Origin of the sequence: Asaia siamensis (assembly GCF_014635085.1) — a bacterium.
GTDB lineage: Bacteria > Pseudomonadota > Alphaproteobacteria > Acetobacterales > Acetobacteraceae > Asaia > Asaia siamensis.
Genome location: NZ_BMCH01000004.1, coordinates 1 through 18,649 on the forward strand (window position 1 = coordinate 1; position 18,649 = coordinate 18,649).

At 54.3% G+C, this 18,649-nt stretch carries 13 protein-coding genes and 1 tRNA gene; 11 read left to right on the forward strand and 3 right to left on the reverse strand.

Annotated elements, in window-relative coordinates; all coding sequences use genetic code 11:
• The 6 genes from IEV53_RS08190 to IEV53_RS08215 all read left to right on the forward strand — a co-directional run.
• Positions 1-1,354: ATP-dependent DNA helicase (locus tag IEV53_RS08190; protein WP_188426310.1), on the forward strand; the 1,354-nt coding region annotated here is incomplete at its 5' end.
• A gap of 45 nt (positions 1,355-1,399) precedes the next feature.
• Positions 1,400-2,218: an HNH endonuclease gene (locus IEV53_RS08195; protein WP_188426311.1), complete on the forward strand. Its 819-nt coding sequence runs from the start codon at positions 1,400-1,402 to the stop codon at positions 2,216-2,218.
• Positions 2,219-2,447: 229 nt separating this feature from the next.
• Positions 2,448-3,554: a protein kinase domain-containing protein gene (locus IEV53_RS08200; protein ID WP_188426312.1), complete on the forward strand. Its 1,107-nt coding sequence runs from the start codon at positions 2,448-2,450 to the stop codon at positions 3,552-3,554.
• Between the two features lie 641 nt (positions 3,555-4,195).
• Positions 4,196-4,609: a DUF2971 domain-containing protein gene (locus tag IEV53_RS14945; RefSeq protein ID WP_371869855.1), complete on the forward strand. Its 414-nt coding sequence runs from the start codon at positions 4,196-4,198 to the stop codon at positions 4,607-4,609.
• Between the two features lie 318 nt (positions 4,610-4,927).
• Positions 4,928-5,728, forward strand: a complete 801-nt coding sequence (locus tag IEV53_RS08210) for a neutral zinc metallopeptidase (RefSeq protein WP_188426314.1) — start codon at positions 4,928-4,930, stop codon at positions 5,726-5,728.
• A complete protein-coding gene (locus IEV53_RS08215) occupies positions 5,725-6,195 on the forward strand; it encodes a hypothetical protein (RefSeq protein ID WP_188426315.1) in 471 nt (156 codons plus the stop codon). Before IEV53_RS08210 ends, IEV53_RS08215 begins: the two co-directional genes overlap by 4 nt.
• A gap of 654 nt (positions 6,196-6,849) precedes the next feature.
• On the opposite strand, the gene IEV53_RS08220 is transcribed toward IEV53_RS08215, so the two are convergent.
• Positions 6,850-6,923 (reverse strand) — tRNA-Cys (locus IEV53_RS08220).
• A gap of 192 nt (positions 6,924-7,115) precedes the next feature.
• On the opposite strand from IEV53_RS08220, the gene IEV53_RS08225 reads away from it, so the two are divergent.
• From IEV53_RS08225 to IEV53_RS08240, 4 genes are all read left to right on the forward strand, one after another.
• Complete coding sequence (locus IEV53_RS08225) at positions 7,116-8,585, forward strand: TolC family outer membrane protein (protein WP_188426316.1); 1,470 nt, start codon at positions 7,116-7,118, stop codon at positions 8,583-8,585.
• 332 nt (positions 8,586-8,917) lie between these two features.
• The gene (locus IEV53_RS08230; protein WP_188426317.1) at positions 8,918-11,605 is read left to right on the forward strand and encodes a valine--tRNA ligase; all 2,688 of its coding nucleotides are present in this window, start codon (positions 8,918-8,920) and stop codon (positions 11,603-11,605) included.
• Between the two features lie 204 nt (positions 11,606-11,809).
• Positions 11,810-12,616, forward strand: coding sequence for a tetratricopeptide repeat protein (locus IEV53_RS08235; protein ID WP_188426318.1), 807 nt, complete (start codon positions 11,810-11,812; stop codon positions 12,614-12,616).
• 265 nt (positions 12,617-12,881) lie between these two features.
• The gene (locus IEV53_RS08240) at positions 12,882-15,188 is read left to right on the forward strand and encodes a TonB-dependent receptor (RefSeq protein ID WP_188426540.1); all 2,307 of its coding nucleotides are present in this window, start codon (positions 12,882-12,884) and stop codon (positions 15,186-15,188) included.
• Between the two features lie 71 nt (positions 15,189-15,259).
• Here IEV53_RS08240 and IEV53_RS08245 read toward each other — a convergent pair whose 3' ends face one another.
• Complete coding sequence (locus tag IEV53_RS08245; protein ID WP_188426319.1) at positions 15,260-16,087, reverse strand: DUF1868 domain-containing protein; 828 nt, start codon at positions 16,085-16,087, stop codon at positions 15,260-15,262.
• Positions 16,088-16,226: 139 nt separating this feature from the next.
• The gene (locus IEV53_RS08250) at positions 16,227-17,261 is read right to left on the reverse strand and encodes a pepsin/retropepsin-like aspartic protease family protein (RefSeq protein ID WP_188426320.1); all 1,035 of its coding nucleotides are present in this window, start codon (positions 17,259-17,261) and stop codon (positions 16,227-16,229) included.
• A gap of 120 nt (positions 17,262-17,381) precedes the next feature.
• On the opposite strand from IEV53_RS08250, the gene IEV53_RS08255 reads away from it, so the two are divergent.
• On the forward strand, positions 17,382-18,644 hold the full coding sequence (locus IEV53_RS08255; RefSeq protein WP_229719777.1) for a porin: 1,263 nt from the start codon (positions 17,382-17,384) through the stop codon (positions 18,642-18,644).
• Positions 18,645-18,649: the final 5 nt, after the last annotated feature.

The following is an 18,649-nucleotide window of genomic DNA, read 5'->3' on the forward strand; positions in this document are numbered from 1 at the left end:
AGTGGCGAAAAGCGCGGAATTGCAAGGCTATCGCGTCACAGCCCTGGCCCCGACCGCTTCAGCCGCGCAAGTACTGGGAGATGCGCTCGACAGTCGAGCCGATACCTTGGCGCGGCATCTTCTGGCGCCAGGGCGCCCTAGCTCGCAGCCTCAACTCTGGATCGTCGATGAGGCGTCGCTTGTCTCTGCCAAAGATATGGCGAAGCTGTTGAGCACCGCGCAGAGCCATCGGGCACGCGTGCTTTTGGTGGGCGACGTCAAACAGCTTGGCTCTATTGAGGCCGGAGCGGCCTTTGAGCAGCTCCAAGAGGCAGGCATGGAAACGGCCAAGCTGACGACGATCTTGCGCCAGACCAATGCGCATACGAAAGCGGCTGTAGAGGCCAGTTTGGAGGGGAACGCCAAGAAAGCATTGGAGGTCCTGGATCGCGGCGGCGGGCGTGTCGTGGAGATTGCCGGTCGCGAAGCGCGTTTTGCGCAGATTGCTGAGAACTATGCCGCTCTCAGCACCGAGGAACACCAGAAAACTCTGGTCATTGAGCCATCGCGTGAAGGACGTGACAACCTGACCCAGGACATTCGAAAAAAGCTGATCGAGCGTGGCCAGCTTGGCGCTGAGGCTCTCAACGCGACGAAGTTCGTGTCCAAGGATCTAACCAAGGCGGAGGCCAAGCGGGCGGAGAGTTACGAACTCGATGATATCGTACGCTTTACCAAGGATTACGCGGATAAAGGCGTCTCTCGGCATGGAGCCTATCGAGTCATCCAGGCCGATGAGGCTAAGAATGTGCTCACGCTTCAAGGTGAACGCGGACGAGATCTCGCCTGGCATCCCAGGCAATGGGGAGCGGGACAAGCCCAGCTCTATCGCGAAGAAGCGCTAGAGCTTCGCGTGGGGGACCGGGTGCAGTTTACGCGGAACGATAAAGCAGCAAAGCGAGTAAATGGGCAGCTTGGAGAGGTGATCACGATCGACTCAAGTCAAGGCCTTGCCCGCGTCAAACTCCAAAGCAACCGGATTGAGACGATCACCCTGGAGCGCGCTCGAGACCGGCATCTCTCTCATGCTTATGTCTCGACGGCTTTTGCAGCTCAGGGGCGCACAGCGGATCGAGTGTTTGCCAACGCCGAGAGCTCGGCCACGCATCTTTTGGAGCAAAAGAGCTTCTATGTGGCCCTCTCACGCGCCAAGGCTGAAAGCGTGCTTTACACGGATGACCGCTCGAAGATGCAGCTTGGGCTCCTGGAGCGTGCAGGCATGTCGGCTCGCTCGGTTCAGGAACGGAGAGCCGATATGCAGGACGCGAAACACAAGGCGCAAGAAAAGACTCAGGGCGCCAGTCTCGCTCTGTGAGGCACGCCATTGTGCCCGCTGAAATCTTATGTAACCAATTGAGCCATGCTTTGGCCGTTTGAACTCCATCGATCCTATCACCGTCGCAATGACATTCATGCGCGGTTTGGTGGGCAGCAACAGGGCGGCATCTCAACGCCTGCTGACGCGCCTGGGATCTTTATTTTTACCGGGCATGGTGCCGGCCATGTCGGCTACCAAGACGTTTTCGAAGCAGATGGGAGCTTCCGATATACGGGGCAAGGCCAGCTTGGCGATATGCGCATGATCTCGGGAAATCGAGCCATCCGCGACCATGTGCAGAACGGCAAAGACCTCTTGTTGTTCCAGCAGACCAAGAAAGGAGGTCCGGTTTGGTTTGAAGGCCTTTATGTTTGTGGTGGATGGCAGACTGAGCAGCAGCCCGATATGGACGGTCAGCCACGGCAGGCGATTGTCTTTACGTTGGTGCCTCAGAGCGGGCTTGCCATCGAGGTTGAAGATTTTGCGGCAGAGGCTCCGACTGATCTGCCGTTAGCAGAACTGAGAGAGCGAGCGCTCCAAGCGGCTCTCGCATCCAATGAGGCGAGCCCGCGTGTCGCGTTAATGAATGTCAGAGCACGTAGCAGAGCAGTGCGGGATTACGTTCTGGGCCGTGCTGCGGGAGCGTGTGAAGCCTGTAGAAATCCTGCCCCGTTTTTAACGGCTGCAGGGCAGCCGTATCTCGAAGCACACCATATCCACAAACTGAGTGACGGGGGGCTGGATCACCCAGATTCTGTGGCCGCACTATGTCCAAATTGTCATCGACAGGCCCACTTCGGGGCAGATCAGGTGGCCTTGAACAACGCATTGTTTGAGCGAGTAAGGCAGGTGGAAAAATGAATGAATGTTGTCAGCTTTGTGGGGAGAGAGAAGTGGAATGTCCGCTTATTATTGAATCGCCGGGGAGTTTAATCATTAACTTGTATTTTTATATTAATGTGACGCACTGATGAGCATTTACAAAGTTTCTCGTTTTATATTGTGAATTATTTATCAAATGAAGTGATATATTTCACTATTGCAAAATAGATGTACATTGACGCCAATCCCAAATAGAAAGACCCTACATATGACAAAGAGAAATTTTCCTCGCAGCAAATTCGAAGAGTTATCAGCTGAAGATCAGGGAAAAATACTCACAAATTTCATTAATTCTGAAAACGTTTCGGGAAGAATGGAAGGTCTTTCCGGGACAATTGTTGTTATGAATAATGGAAACGGTGTTAACCCTCAAAAAGTAAGTGCAAAGTTTCCAATATCAAAAAAAAGCATACCTCCCAGTGAAGCTGCAATACGATTTATTAGAGAATTCCAATTGCAAAGTAAGGCTTATTATCATCCTAACGTACATTGGCCTCATAATTTCAGTTTTCATCTTGGAACACCAGTCGCATATTTTAGGTTTTGGGAAGGAGATTTATCAAAGTTAATTAATAATGACACTATAATTGATGTCGAAAAAATAGCCATTATAATACAAATATTATACGGATTAATGCACCTCTCAAAACTAAATATAGTTTGTCATCAAGATTTAAAGCCAGAAAACATTTTTTTTCGTGATTATAATAAAACTCATCAGTTGAACTCTAATCAACATATACCACTAACTCCACTTATTGGGGATTTTGGCAGCGTTGATTTATTTAAAGAACATCCAATATTCCGAGGAACGGCGCCGTATTGTGCCCCAGAACAATGGAAAAATAAATCTGAATGGAATAAATCGGATCTCACCGAAAAAACTAACATCTTTACTATTGGGATTATGCTTTTTGAGCTTATTAGCAATGGCTACCATCCAGAAGGGTCAGATTTTACTCCATGGCATCTAGGAACGGGTGAAGCTTTTAAAAATCTTAATAGAGAAAATAAATGGCGTGAGTGGGTTACTTCAGGGTGCCCTATAAATGCTAATCTTGATGTATGCTATAAAGATATATTTGAGATAGTTAAAAATTGCATGGAATTTGATCCCAAAAAACGGCCAAACCCAGAATATTTGATCGAAGTTCTTTTTGATAGCATCAAATTGCGTTCGAACGAATTTTTCACACAAGTGAAAATTCATACAAATTTCCTGAATGAACTCGCTTCAGATAAAAATTGGAAATTTCCATCTAACGAACTCAGCAGCGTAAAATCAAAAGTGTATTCTTATTATGATATTGAATGATAAAATTTTTTGATTACTAATTTTATATGTCAACAACCGGATAGCAGGCAATTAATATGCATATTATGCATGAAATCGGCATGTAGTCATTGCGACGGTACCACAAGACGAAGAGTATATGATGAATATATCACAGACTTAGATCATAATGCCTTTTAAGAGGGCAACTGCCGCCTGTCTGCTCCTGTATCACTGAGCAGACAGGCAGTTCAGGGGGGGCAGTCCACTGTAAAGCCAAATCCATGAAAAGCTGGCCCTTTGTTCGCTAATTTTTTGATGCATAATAGCTGTATGGACCAACCGGAATTCATATCATCGCCGCTGCCGCAAAAACTCTACAAGTTTAGAGTGATCGAAACAGAAGAGGATTGGTGCCGACTTCAGTCCATCTTGCTTAAACATGAACTTTATTGTCCATCGTAAAAAAATTCAATGATCCGTTTGACTGTCGAATGCCCTCGCGTGGTACTGTGAATCCTGGATTTGCTCGATATTTGATCTACCCGGACAATTCATGCGGGGCGGCTGGAGAACTAAGTCCAATCGAAAGCTCCCAATTAGAAAATTTGCTCCGGGAGATGCAGTCTAAAATCCACGCAAGCGGCGTGCTTTCGCTCGCGGCCAACTATACTTCTACATTGATGTGGTCGCACTATGCTCGTAACCATCGTGGGGTGGCCTTGGAATTTGATGCAATCAAATGGTGTGACCAGATGCCATGGATGAACGGGCAATTCCATCTTGTTTCGTATTCACAAAATCGGATCCAGTTAATGCTGACGAGAGAACATTACGATAAGGCACAGCTTTTCAATGCGGCGATCCTAACGAAGGACCTTTGTTGGAAACACGAAGAAGAGTGGAGAGTTATTACGAGGAAACCAGACTGTCTCAAATTTCCAGAGCCTTCCTTAACCGGAGTCATCTTTGGCTGCTGCACACCGGATGAAAACAAAGCCAGGCTACGAGAAGTCTGCGCAACCCTTCCCGAGGTTAAGTTTTATCAAGCGAAGATGAGAACGAATGAGTTTGGCCTGGATCTCGAGCCCTGCTGATGTGTGACGGTCTACTCTCGGCCAAGTTGATATGCCCGCCGAGTGACCGAGTTGTAAGCGGCTGCCTACCTGTCTGCTCTAATATCGTTAAGCCGCCAGGCGAAACAGCGGGAAAGCGGAAGGTCCGCTCGTGGAACGAGAGGTCAAAAGAGGGACCTAATCCAAATATTGAATGCATATAATGATGTATGCGTAAAAGGCTGTTTAAGAAGATAAGGATAGAGGTGGTCTCTTGCACATAACCTTAATTTCTTCCAAAATTAGGGACCAAAAAATTAGGCGAATATCGTTGAAATTAGAAATTAGTGAGTTTGTAAAATGGTAAATTACCTTACAAAAAGAAATTTTTTTTTCATATCTGCGGCTACACTTCTGGCTTCATCATATCGCCCGTCGGCTGCTAAAGCTCAACAGGTATCAAAAAGTGAAGGATATATAATTATTTCCGATGAGTGCGTATTTGAAGAAAGTGATTCATCCTATCTTTCCGGTACCAAGCAACGCATATTTAATGAAAGTGGCTTTACTATTTTGGACGGGGCACTTAAGGATGAGGTCGATTCGTTAAATAAAGAATTTGAAACTGACTCACATTTTTATTTCTATAACGATAAAGATGGGATGAATGCATTTGCCCAACCTGGGAGTCGTTCCCCATCTGTGTGTTTTGGTTTTCGATTGCTTCATAGTGAGCTGAACTCACCTGATCCATTTCTTCTTCATGGCTCCAATCCGAGTAATAAGTTAGCTAGAACCGGTTCTGTGGCAGCCATTATGGCCCATGAATGGGGGCATACACTGCAGTTCAAATATCGCAAACAGTTCGGTTTCGATGAGGTGAATCGTTTCGGCGTTCGTATGGAATTACATGCGGATGTTTTGGCTGGCTGGTATATGGGGAAAAAATCTTCTTTAGAAAATGTGTCAACGGAAGATATATTGGAATCTTTCTATAATAAAGGCGATTTTCTCCCATTTAATGATACAAATCATCACGGTACAAAATTACAGCGAGCTACAGCCATTACGAAGGGGTTTGAGCAATCAAAATCAGGCATCCTTAATGCACGCGACGCCTACTTAATTGGTCGAAATATTGTCGGAGAAATTATTTCGTGAAGAAAAAAATGTATTTTATCGGTATTGCAACTATTTGTTCGCTATCTGCAAGCGCCGGCCACTTTGAAGTTTCTGAGGCAACTGAAAGTGTATGTGGCTTTACGAACGTGGGGAGACCAATGAAAAATGCCCCAACGCCACCTCATCCTCGTAATTCTGATGACGTCATCAATGCGCTAGGTTCCCCTTTTTGGGCTGGGTTCGAGACAGATCCAGACACACATGAAAAAATTGATACCATAGTATATGTGGATGCACTGGTCCGTGGATCCGGCGACTTGAAACAATCATACAGCGAGAGTTGCGGGGTAGAGGTTATATATCAGTTCAAGGGCACGAATTGGGAAAGGAATACAATAAAGGCTCTTCAGAACAACGAAATAGTCAAAATGTACGAGAATAGTTATCGGGGGACGCAAGCTTATGAAGCCGTGAAAAACCAACTTTGGATTCGTGTGACTGAGTAACTCTCTAATGTATGCTTTTTAATTTCTCTCGCTAGCCTTGAACGTCTTCTATGAGGCGTTAGCAGGCATTTCGTATGGCGTTCCTTTAGGAACTCTTGATGGGTATTTTATGTGGGATAAAAATTTTAATTTTAAATAAAACTCATTATTATTAATGTGTTGCCTGATATTTATAGAGGACATCCCCTCCGCCATTTTTTCTCCAGAACTTAATCTGTATTCAGCGCTTACTAGTCATCGGGTCTGGGCGGTCTGAGTTTTAGCCAGATTGCTAAGCATCTCGGTCTTGTTTTGCGATACTGCACTGATGGTCTTATCGCAAAGGGCTGCACGCCGAACTGAGGGTTCTCAATTCATTCAGGCGATTTGCTCAGCGCTTGCTATCGAGATGCTGGCGCGGGATCTGCCGACCCGCCGGGGCAGGAGCCCGGGCAAAATCATCTGCAGGCGAGAAGGAGTGCGCTGCCCTGCTGCGGCGGATAGCCGTGATTATCGGATCAGAGAGTACCCGCCCAGGCTGGTAATTCACCCAAAGGTTCTGGACCCGAGCGACTGGCGGCAAACGCCGCGATGTGCTGAGCAAGTGTCAGACGCCTCACGCGAGTTTTGTAAAACTCGGCGAGCGTAACGATTTTCTGTGATTTTTCAGAAAATTGGAGGTCCGGGCGGGAATCGAACCCACATACGCGGATTTGCAGTCCGCTACATCACCATTCTGCCACCGGACCGGCTGGTGTGAGAGCTATATCTCTTTACCGGACGTTCGGGTCAAGGGGGTATCTTGGATAAGAATGAGAAATAAGAAGAAATTTCTCTGGTCGCTTAAATATGGCATAGGAATGCGGCGGGACGCCTGATACCGACGAGATGATGACTGTCATCGCGTCACTATGGCGCCGTCCTCACTCGAAAGGGCATCCATGAAACGGGATCAATCCAGGGTCTATACTTCTCTGAGCGTAGGTCTGGTCGTTCTTCTCAAAAGCACGACTGCGCTTGCCCAAACCTATGATGGTAAAGGCTCTCCCGAATTCGTTCCGCACACATTGCAGGAAGCCCTGGCGACAGCTTATCTCACGAATCCGACGCTTCAGCAGGAACGTGCCAAGCTGCGCGCTGCCGATGAATCCGTCCCCACCGCTCTGGCCGGATGGCGCCCGAAGATTTCCGGTCAGGCAGCCCTGACTTACTATCAGGGACTCAACGCGTATGGTGCGCAGGGGCCGCAACCCGGGTCGAGTTTCGGTACTCCAGCCTATAATCGCAGTTACGAAACGCCGGGTTACCAGGGTGGGGTCTCCATCACGGAGAATATCTACCAGGGTGGCAAGACGACCGCGCAGACCCATCAGGCAGTCAACACGGTCATGGCTGAGCGGGCGCAACTGATCGAAACCGAGCAAGAGGTCTTCACTGACGTCGTATCGTCCTATCTGGGCGTAGTACGCGGCGAGCAGCTTTTGCAGATCAATATCAACAACGAACACGTGCTCGAAGAGCAGCTGAAAGCGACGCAGGATCGTTTCCAGCAGGGTGAAATCACGAGAACGGACGTCGCTCAGGCGCAGGCAGCCCTTGCGACCGCCAAGGCCACGCGCCAGCAGGCTGAGGGCACTCTGCGCGCAGCTCAGGCAACCTATTTGCAGGTCGTGGGGGTGCCGCCGGCGCCCAATCTCGTGGCGCCGCAGCCACTTGCCCTCCCGGTTAAGGCAGAGCGCGATGCCGTAGCGGAAGCGACGCGGAATAATCCGACGATCATCAATGCCCTGTTCACTGAGGCCGCCCAGAAGGATAATTTCTCCGTTCAGATGGCGGCCATCCTGCCAAAGATTTCTGCGCAGCTCGGTTACTCCTACGTCAAGAACCAGGGCTATGGACGCATGGTGACCGACAACAAGTTCGGCACCATCAATTTCGATGTGCCGATCTATCAGGGTGGTTCGGAATATGCGGCGGTGCGTGAGGCGCGCCAGCAATATCTGGCGGCTCGTAGGGCGGTGGATATTGCGCGTCGCAAAGCAGCGCAGGCCGCTTCAGCCAACTGGCAGCAGCTTCACTCCTATACTGATTCGATTTCCAGCAACCGTGCGGCTATCGCGGCCAACGTGGTGGCTCTTGATGGCGTTGAGCGTCAGGCAATCGTCGGTACAAGCTCGACCCTCGAGGTATTGCAGCAGCAGCAGACGCTGCTCTCTGCACAGACGGCGCTCGTGCAGAATCTGAGCGGGCTCGTGCAGTCTTCCTATGCGGTGGCTTTCGCCATGGGGCGGCTGACTGCGGCCGACCTCAAGCTCAACGTGCCGATCTATGACGAGAAGGCCTATTATAACGCGGTCAAGGATCGGCTGTGGGGTATCAACGATTATGCGGTCGGTCAGCCCGGTCGCTGATCATCATGTGACTGGGCGGGCGATCAGCTCGCCTGTTCATCTGGCCCCATATCCGGGGGGGGCGGTCATGCGACGTCATGGGTGCCGTTTCGACTTGGTGTATCGCGGACATTTCCGGCTGACTTGCCGGGTGCCGTTCTGGCTTGAAACTTTCAGCTCATCTGGTCATACGCTTCGTGCATGAAACAGGGCGCCCCTTGTTGCGACTGACCATGTCTGACGAGCCTGTTTGGCTTGTCGAATGGTCTTTGCGAGTTCGGGGCGCAACGCCCGCAAAGTGATCCCTGCATGGCTTGCAAGCCGGGCAGGGCCAGACAGGTGACAGGAAGACAATGCTCGAAAAGACCTTTGACCCGGCGGCATGCGAAGCCCGCCTCTACGCCCAGTGGGAGAAATCGGGTCTTTTCGCCGCGCATCCCGAGGCACCGGGCGACGCCTATTCGATCATGTTTCCGCCACCGAATGTCACAGGCACGCTGCATTTCGGTCATGCGCTCGATTTCGTGCTGCAGGATATCCTGATCCGCTGGAAGCGCCTCGAAGGCGCGAATGTGCTGTGGCAGCCCGGTACGGATCATGCCGGTATCGCTACCCAGATGGTTGTGGAGCGCGTGCTCGACAAGGAAGGTCTCAGCCGCAAGGAAATGGGGCGCGAGAAATTTCTCGAGCGTGTCTGGGCCTGGAAAGAACAGTCTGGCGGTCAGATCATCCAGCAGCTGCGCACGTTGGGGGCCTCGGCCGATTGGGACCGTGAGCGCTTCACGATGGATGAGGGGCTGTCGCGCGCCGTGCGTGACGTGTTCGTCACGCTGCATCAGCAGGGGCTGATTTATCGTGCCAAGCGCCTCGTCAACTGGGACCCGGCTTTCCGCTCGGCCATCTCCGATCTCGAGGTCGAAAACCGCGAGACCAAGGGGTCCATGTGGTATCTGCGCTATCCGGTCGAGGGCGGCGGTACGATCGTTGTCGGTACGACGCGCCCTGAAACCATGCTGGGCGACACGGCTGTGGCCGTACACCCGGAAGATGAGCGCTATACGGCATTGATCGGCAAGTTTGTCGTCCTGCCGCTCACCGGGCGTCGCATCCCTATCGTGGCCGACACCTATTCCGATCCGGAAAAAGGCAGCGGTGCCGTCAAGATCACCCCCGGTCATGATTTCAACGATTTCGAAGTCGGCAAACGGCACGATTTGCCGATGCCGAGCATTCTCGATGAGGCAGCTGCGATCTGGCTGGATGAGATCGCCCATGAACTGCGTGAGGTCGACGGACTCTCGTCGATCGATTTCGTGCGTTCGCTCGAGGGTGTCGATCGTCTGGAGGCTCGCAAGCGCATCGTCGAGGAACTCGAGCGTCTCGAGCATATCGAGAAGATTGAGCCCCACACCCTGCAGGTTCCCTATGCCGAGCGCGGCGGTGCCATTGTCGAACCACGCCTGACCGAGCAGTGGTATTGCGATGCCGCCACGCTGGCCCAGCCTGCCATCAAGGCGGTTGAAGACGGCCGTATCCGTTTCGAGCCGCAGCAATGGGAAAATACCTATTTCGCCTGGATGCGCGACATCCAGCCCTGGTGCATCAGCCGTCAGCTCTGGTGGGGTCATCGAATTCCGGCGTGGTACGGCCCCGAGGGCAGCGTCTTCGTCGCCCGCAGCGAGGAAGAAGCCCTCGAGCAGGCGCGCGCCCAATATGGCGATGATGTCAGCCTGACGCGTGATGAGGATGTGCTGGACACCTGGTTCAGCTCTGCGCTCTGGCCGTTCACGACGCTTGGCTGGCCCGACAAGACGCCAGAACTGGCACGCTACTATCCGACCAGCACCCTTGTGACCGGGTTCGACATCATCTTCTTCTGGGTTGCCCGGATGATGATGATGGGCCTCCATTTCATGGATGACGTGCCTTTCCGCACGGTTCTGATCCATGGTCTGGTGCGTGACGAGCGCGGCCAGAAAATGTCCAAGAGCAAGGGCAATGGTCTCGACCCGCTTGAGCTGGTTGCGGAATTTGGAGCGGATGCCACCCGTATGGCGATCTGTGCCCTGACCGGGCCGGGGCGCGATATCAAGTTCGGTCGCAAGCGCGTCGAGGATTATCGCACCTTCATCACCAAGATCTGGAATGCTGCGCGCTTCTGCGAGATGAATGGTGTCAAACCGGTCGCAGGCTTTGACCCGTCTCAGGTCAAGAGTGTGCTTGGCCGGTGGATTCTCGACGAGACCGCAAAAGCCGTAACGGCCGCAAAGGCGGCGCTCGATGCCTATCGTTTCGACGAGCTGGCCGGTGCCTGCTACCGCTTCGTCTGGAATGTATTCTGCGACTGGTTCCTCGAACTGGCAAAGCCTGCCTTTGCTGCAGAGAACACGCCCGAGCAGGATGAAATCCGCGCTGTTGCGGCTCATGTGCTGGGCACGATCCTGCAGATCATGCATCCGGTCATTCCCTTTGTGACTGAAGAGCTGTGGCAATCCTTCGGCTTTGGCGGCAGCGTGGCCCAATCGGCCTGGCCCGTTGCGCCGCAGCCTCGTGATGCGGCCGAGGCTTCAGCCGAGATGGACTGGGTCATTCGTCTGATCGGCGAAATCCGTACCATCCGCTCGGAAATGAATATCCCGCCTGCTCAGATGGTGCCCGTGCTTCTGCGCGATGCATCGCCCGCAACATTGGCGCGCGCCGAAAGCTGGTCTGCCGTGATCGGTCGTATGGCGCGCGTGGCCTCCGTCTCGGCCTTGTCGGGCGAGCCGCCAAAGACCGCTGCCCTGACCGTGATTGACGAAGCCACGCTCGTGCTGCCGCTCGAAGGGCTGATCGATATCGCTGCTGAAATCCAGCGCCTCGAAAAGGAAATCGATCGTCTGGGCAAGGAGATCGACAAGGTTGAGCGCAAGCTCGGCAATGCCGATTTCGTGGCCCGCGCCAAACCGGAAGTGGTCGAAGAAAATCGCGACCGCCTGACCAGCTTCACCCATGACCGCGCCCGTTTGCAGGCGGCCCTGTCTCGTCTTTCTGCTGCCTGAGGGGAGACGCAGCATCCCTCCTTAGGCGGGTCATTTCCCGGTGTGGAAGATCAGCGTGAAACAGGATATCGTTAGAGAAAAGGGAGCCGTTGCAACGGCTCCCTTTTTTTGTCTGACGGCAAAGTTGCGAAACATTATCATCATCTCTAAATCGGCAGGGTCCCGCTTTATCTGACGTTCTCATGCTGTTGATTGGTCGAGCCCATGGTGACCCGTATCCTGCGCCTGCTGCCCTCTTCACCAAAGCGTCGGCGCAGACGCCCTGAGCCAGCCCCGGAGCTGCCGGACATGATCAGGGAGATCAGGGAAAGGGCGCAGCAAGGCCATGTGGCCGAGCAGGTACGATGGGGGGATATCCTGCTCAAAAGCATCTATATGCCCCCCGATCCCGCGCGTGCACGCCAGTGGTATGAGATAGCCGCCTCCGCGGGCTATGCTCCGGCGCTGAACATGCTTGGCCGGTGCCATCATTTTGGCTGGGGCGGCGCGGTCGATCATGCTGCTGCTGCCGAGGCATACGAAAAAGCCGCCAGGCTCGGCGATCTGTGGGGCAACTATAATCTTGCAATCATGGTCATGCGCGGTATCGGCATGAAGCCCGACCTGCCGCGCGCCCTCGCGCTTTTTCGCAGCGGTGCCGAACGCGGTCATGCGAAATCGATGAATCTGCTTGCGCGCTTTATCGAGGAAGGCTGGCATACACCGCGGGACCCGGCGCTGGCGCTTGACTGGTATCGGCGCTCGGCCGAGGGCGGCGATTATCGCGGTCAGCATAACTATGCGACAGCCCTTTGCGCCATGGGACGTGAGGAAGAAGCTTTCGACTGGTGGGACAAGGCCGTGGTCGACGCGACTTCTGACATTCTTTTGGCAATGCAGCGCCAGTTGCAGCCCTCGAAGTCATCCCGTCGCGATGCTCTGCTCGTTCAGGTGGCGCTTCGCCTCGGACAGTTCGGGGTGACGACGCCGAATCAAGAGCGTGCGAACGATCGACATAAAACGAACACCTGACAACAGGCATCACGTGCAAGCCATTAAGACAGCCTTTGAGGCGCGTCACATGCGGCGTCGACGTCGCGAGTGACATGCAGTGTCGCATTCGAGCAACACAACGACATAAAGAGGCGTGATGCGATTGCGAGCCGGTTGCAGCACTTTGTCACGAAAGATAGGAATTATTCTCAATTGCACAAATTGATTCCTTTTTTTGCGTGGAGACTGCGTTTTGTCAGTGAAATGGGTTCGCCCTTCCCATCCTGTATCCCTGCTGGTCGGTATGACCCTTGCCTGCACGGCGGCTCACGCCCAATCGGCGCAAAGCGAAGATGGCAGCGTGCATCGCAAGAAAACCAGGGAGGAATCGCAGGAGGAGGCGAAGAAGAAACGCGCTGACAAGACCCGGGCTACGCAGCAGGACGGGGTGGATGAGCACCTCATCGTGCATGGCGCGGCGATGAACATCCTGCATGAGCCGATCGGTCTGGGCCGTATGCCCGATGACATCATGCACACGCCTCAGACCGTCAATGCGGTGCCGCAGATCCTGATGCAGCAGCAGAACGTCAAGTCACTCGATGAGGCGCTGCGCAACGTGCCGGGCATCACGGCATCGGTTGGTGAGGGCGAGGGGGGAATGGCAGGCGATCAGTTCCTGATCCGTGGCTTTGCCGCCCAGAACGATATCTATGAAAACGGCCTACGCGATTTCGGTGTCTATACGCGTGACAGCTTCGATTACGACCACATCTCGGTCATCAAGGGGCCGTCTTCTGAAGTATTCGGTAATGGCACGACGGGCGGCGCGATCAATATCGTGACCAAGGTGGCGCATCTTGGTGACACCTATAATGCACAGTTCTCAGGCGGATCGGGCGAATATTATCGCGGCACGCTCGATGTGAACAAGCAGATAGGCGAATCCACCGCCGTGCGTATTACCGGTATGGGTAATGAAAACAATGTCGTCGGTCGCGACAACATCTACTCCCATCGCTGGGGGCTCGCGCCCTCCATTGGGTTTGGACTTGGCAAGAAGACCAGCTTCACGCTCGAATATTTCCACCAGTCAGACAACAGAATTCCCGATTATGGCGTGCCGATCGTCACCAAGCCCGGCAGCACAATCGGTCGCCCGGCGACGGAATACGGCCTCGATCGTCACAGCTGGTATGGCACCAATTACGATCAGGACGTGTCGAATGTGAACATGCTGACGGCACGGCTGAATTCTGAAATCAGCCAGCATCTCACGATTTCCGACGATTTGCGTGGCGGGCTTTATGACCGGTATTTCTCGGCCTCCCAGCCAGGGTGTGATGCCACCTGCCAGAAGCTCTTCTTTACCGATCCGTCTGCAGCGCAGATCAATCGGCGCGGCCATCTTGGCGGCCCCGAGCCCTATCAGCAGAATGACTGGTCGGTGCAGAACGTCTTTTCAGCCAGAGCGAATTTCAAGACCGGCTTTATTCGTCATCAGGTCATTGCTGGCTGGGATGTCGAGCATATCTACGATCGCCGCACCAATTACGCCTATAATTTCAATGGTGTGAACGGCACGCGCACCGATACGACGAGCATGATCAACCCGTCTCACACGCAGCCGGGGCTGTTGCTCGGGAACCTGGGTCAATATCAATATGATCTGGTCAATCTGTCGGGCGGGGCAGGGCGCAAGCTCTACAAAACCGGTGATGCGACTGATGTCGGGGCTTTCCTGTCCGAGCAGATGTGGCTTGCACCCTGGTTTTCCATTCGCGGTGGCTTCCGCTGGGATCACTGGAACAGCCATTATGCAGCAACCGAAGGAGCAACAGCAGCCGATACCCGCCTTTCGCAGCAGCAGAATACCATCAACCCGACCGTCAGCCTGATGTATACGCCCAGCGACAACACGATGGTCTATTTCAACTGGGCGCGTTCGACTACGCCGCTCGGCCTTTATGTGACGAACAGCTCCGAGCCGCTCAAGACCTCGACCGAAGGCTTCAAGCCTGAGAAGGCCAGCCTTTACGAAATTGGCATCAAGCAGCAATTCCTGCACGGCCGACTGGGTGCGACTGCCTCGCTCTTCCGGCTGGAAAAGGGCAATGCACTCATGACCGATCCGTCGACGGGCAGTGTTACCTCGTCGAGCGACACGCAGCGCAATCAGGGTGTCGAACTGAGTCTGTCAGGGCAGATCACGCGCAACTGGAGCCTGATCGGTACTTACGCCTATTATGATGCCACGACGACGGGATCACTGACGGCCGCCGATATCGGCAAGCGCATCCAGTACGCCCCAAAAAACACGGCGACCATCTGGAGCACCTATACGATTGCCCCGGAGAAGCCCTGGAACCTGACTTTCGGCGGTGGTCTGACCTGGCGTGACTCCGTCTGGCTCGATGCCGCCAACACGGCACGCGTGCCCCATACGACAGAATGGGATGCCGTGGTATCGCATATGGTTGGCCATCGCTGGCGTCTGGCGCTCAATGGCTACAATCTGGCGAACCGTCTGAACTATTCCAATCTCTTCAGTGACCGTGCGACGCCATCGGTAGGCCGTACCTTCCTCGCGAGTATCGCTTTCACCTACTGAAGTCTTGCGGGCCAGATCCTGCTTCCAGAATGACAGGCCGCCCGATAATTCATCGGGCGGCCTTTTCTGTTTCAGGCCCGGCGCGCGAGGGTCAGAAGCGGCTTGAAGGCAAACATCGTCTCGAAACTGCAAAAGACCGGTGGCGGAATGACGATGGTGCCGAGCTTGTCGGCGTTCTCACGGCGCCAGTTATGCACCTGACGACGCAGCACGTCCTTCTGCGCCCGCGGGACATGGCGGATCTTGTAGCCATAGGTCGCATGGAACATGAATGTCATGAGGTTATCGGGATGAAAACCGATTGCCTCTGCGAGTTGTCGGCGCAGATCGTAAAGGGCGGTCGCCATGGCGGCATTGGCCGGTCTGAGCGGAACGCCCACGAGCGGCGCATGAAAACGGTCCGCGTCGATTTCCATTTCGATTGTCTCGGGAATATCGAAACGCCTTGAGGCAAGACGATCACGGAGGATCGACGCGGTGTCTGCGATGGGCAACGCTGTATTGATGCCAGATGGCCAGTTTGCCTTCGCCTGCTGCTCCGGATCGACCCCACCGAGAATGGTCATGTGATAGCTCGATGGGGGCGTAGGGGTGATATACTCGCGCCATTCGCGCTCGATGAGGCTGTTCATGTCGAGCATGGCCTGCGCCAGTGGATCTGCCGCGTTGAAGGGGCAGATGATCGTGTTGCCCGGCCAAATCAGCGGTTGGCCCTTGGCGTCGAATTTCCCCTGACGGTCTCCGCCTTCCGGTTTGGTCCCAGCGTCGCAGGCGGGGGCTTCTTTTTCCAGTGTCGCAACGGCAGGGGCGGCACCGCACGCCATCAATGCACCGAGGCCAAGCAGAATATCCCGACGACGTATCGAAGATCCGGCGGCAGAGGGAAAGACACGACGCATGAAGGCTCTCTCGAATCCCGGGAGGCCGACAAATGCCTCGCTCTGAAAGGATGCGGTTTCATGCCATGACAAAGCGCAATCGTGGGTGACATGTTTGCGACATCTGAAGCAAGATCGTCACAAACAAGCGTCTAACAGCCTATTTTGCCTGCCTGGCGGCGGCGGGGGCACGATTCTCCTGTACGCTGGTAAAGCCCTGATGGGTCTCGTCGAAATGTAATCCGAGATTGGGCTGAAAAACGCGTGGCTCGCTCGGTGAAAAAAGAAACCGGCCATCAGGAAAGTCAAACAACACGACATTATGCTGAAAAAAGCTCGCGCCAAGCATGCCCTCACTGATATTTTCCAGCACGAGAAATTCTGTTGGGCCCAGTTTTTTTTCGCCCAGTTGGAAAGAACGAAACCTATGCCGTACCCCGCGTGTGATCGCGCCGAAACGGGTGACGACACGGGGGTCGCGGGCCAGATCGTCTGTCGTGGCGCTATTGGCCCGGTCTGAGACAGGCAGCGTGTTCATACCTAGATCGGGATCGAGCGTGAGACGTATTTTCCTGCCGTCGATCTGCGCCATCACCCGGGCCCGATCATCCATCGCAAGGCTCTGGGGTGCGAGGGTGAAAAGGCCAGATGGCCCGGAACTGCATTCCGGGCTGTTTCGCCAGACCATGATCCCGAGTTTCTCATGCGGCACGTCGAGCATCAGAAGGAGCCGCCGGAAGAGAGGGCGTCCGATCAACCCGACAAGGGGGCGGCCCGAAACGCTTTGGTGTGCTTCGCCATCAAGGCGCTCGACGATGAGGTCATGCAGCGTGATCGGACCGATCTGCAGCGTGTCCATTCTGGTTGTTTCGCTCAGGACCTGCACATTGTCCTGAGCAGTCATTGGGCGGGTTATGCCCTGATTGAACCAGATATCGCCCGCATTATGCACGAAGATATGCCCGAACAAGGGGCTGACATACATCGCGGCGGGGTGACCATCGATTGTCACCGGGATGATCGGTGCATCGGCGGGGCCGCCGAGGAGGGGGAGAATCGCGGCATCTGCGACACAGCGATCGGCTGTCTCTTCGGCCACGGAAAGGCGCGTCTTGTCCTGCGCTCTCACGCCACAGGACAAGGCGAGAACGAGGGGCAGTGTCAGCAAGGCATTCAGAAGGTGTTTTCGGCTCATTGTCGCGTTCCCCCGCGCGTTACCGGGCTGCGCAAGGAAGAGCGTAGCCCGGTGGAAAAGCCGTGGCAGACAGACCACTAAGTAATTCTACGCATTTATTGGGAATGATCTCAAACCGTAATGTTCTCTCGCGGTCAGATGGCCCGTATCGGCATGGGAGAGGGCATAATGACATTGGCGACGGCAAGGGCATCGAAGACGGCGCAACGCCCGATGAGGGGGCAAACGCCCCTGCGGGTGACGGCAGTTCTTTGCGGCGGACTCGCTGGACTGTTGTTGCAGGCAAGCCCGGCCCAGGCGGCAATCACGGTCAATCTCGGGCCCGAGCAGTCTTTCAGCATGGGGGTCGGGGTGCGGGGGCAATATATGACCGCCGATCCCTCTACCCCTGATGGTGGCAGTGCTGCAGCGGCGAGTGATTTGCGCGTCTATATGGGCGGGCAGATCATTCATATGGTCAAGGCGACGCTCAATGTGGAGCGTATTCGTGACGGCAACTGGAATGTGCTCGACGGGATACTCCAGTTCGAGCCCATGAAGGCCGTCAATCTCTGGCTTGGCCGCATGCTGCCCGGCAGTGACCGCTCCAACCTCGATGGCCCCTATTTCCTGAGCACCTACGCGTTTCCCATGGTCGCGCAATATCCGGGAATGTGGTCAGGCCGTAATGATGGCGCGACCGTGTGGGGCAAGCTGGCCCATGACCGCTTTCGCTATATGGCCGGTGTTTACAAAGGCCATAACTGGGTCGATGGCGGATCGGGCGACGGGCATAATCCGCTGTTCGCCGGGCGTATCGAATATAACTTCCTCGATCCGGAGCCTTCGCCCGCCTATTACACCGCCAGCACCTATTACGGAAAAGTGGATATTCTGGCGATCGGGCTTGCCGGGCAATATCAGGTCAATGGTGTCGGCTCAGCCCAGCAGCGTGGTGATTACAAGGCCTGGAATGTTGACGGTCTGTTCGAAAAGCGCATCGGCCAGAAAGCCCGTTATGGCGTCTATACGCTTGAAGCAGCCTATTATCAGTATCATACGGACGGCGTGCGCGATATCGCGCCGGGATTCAATAATCACAAAGCTGATTACGGCAATATCGGCGGGATCAATGCAGGGACCGCCTTTCTGGTCAGCACCGCCTATCTCATTCCCTGGCGTGTAGGCTGGGGGCGCATCCAGCCTTTGCTGCGCTATCAGCAATTTCGCTATGCGAAGGATCTGTACGGGGCTGGCAATCCCAAGACCAGGCAATTCGATGCTGGTGCCAATTATGTAATGGACGGCCACAACCTGCGTTTCACCTTCGATTTTGCCCGCTACACGCCAGCCAGCGGGGCGCAATCAAATGCATTCCTGCTCGGCATGCAGATGCAGTATTGAGGAGA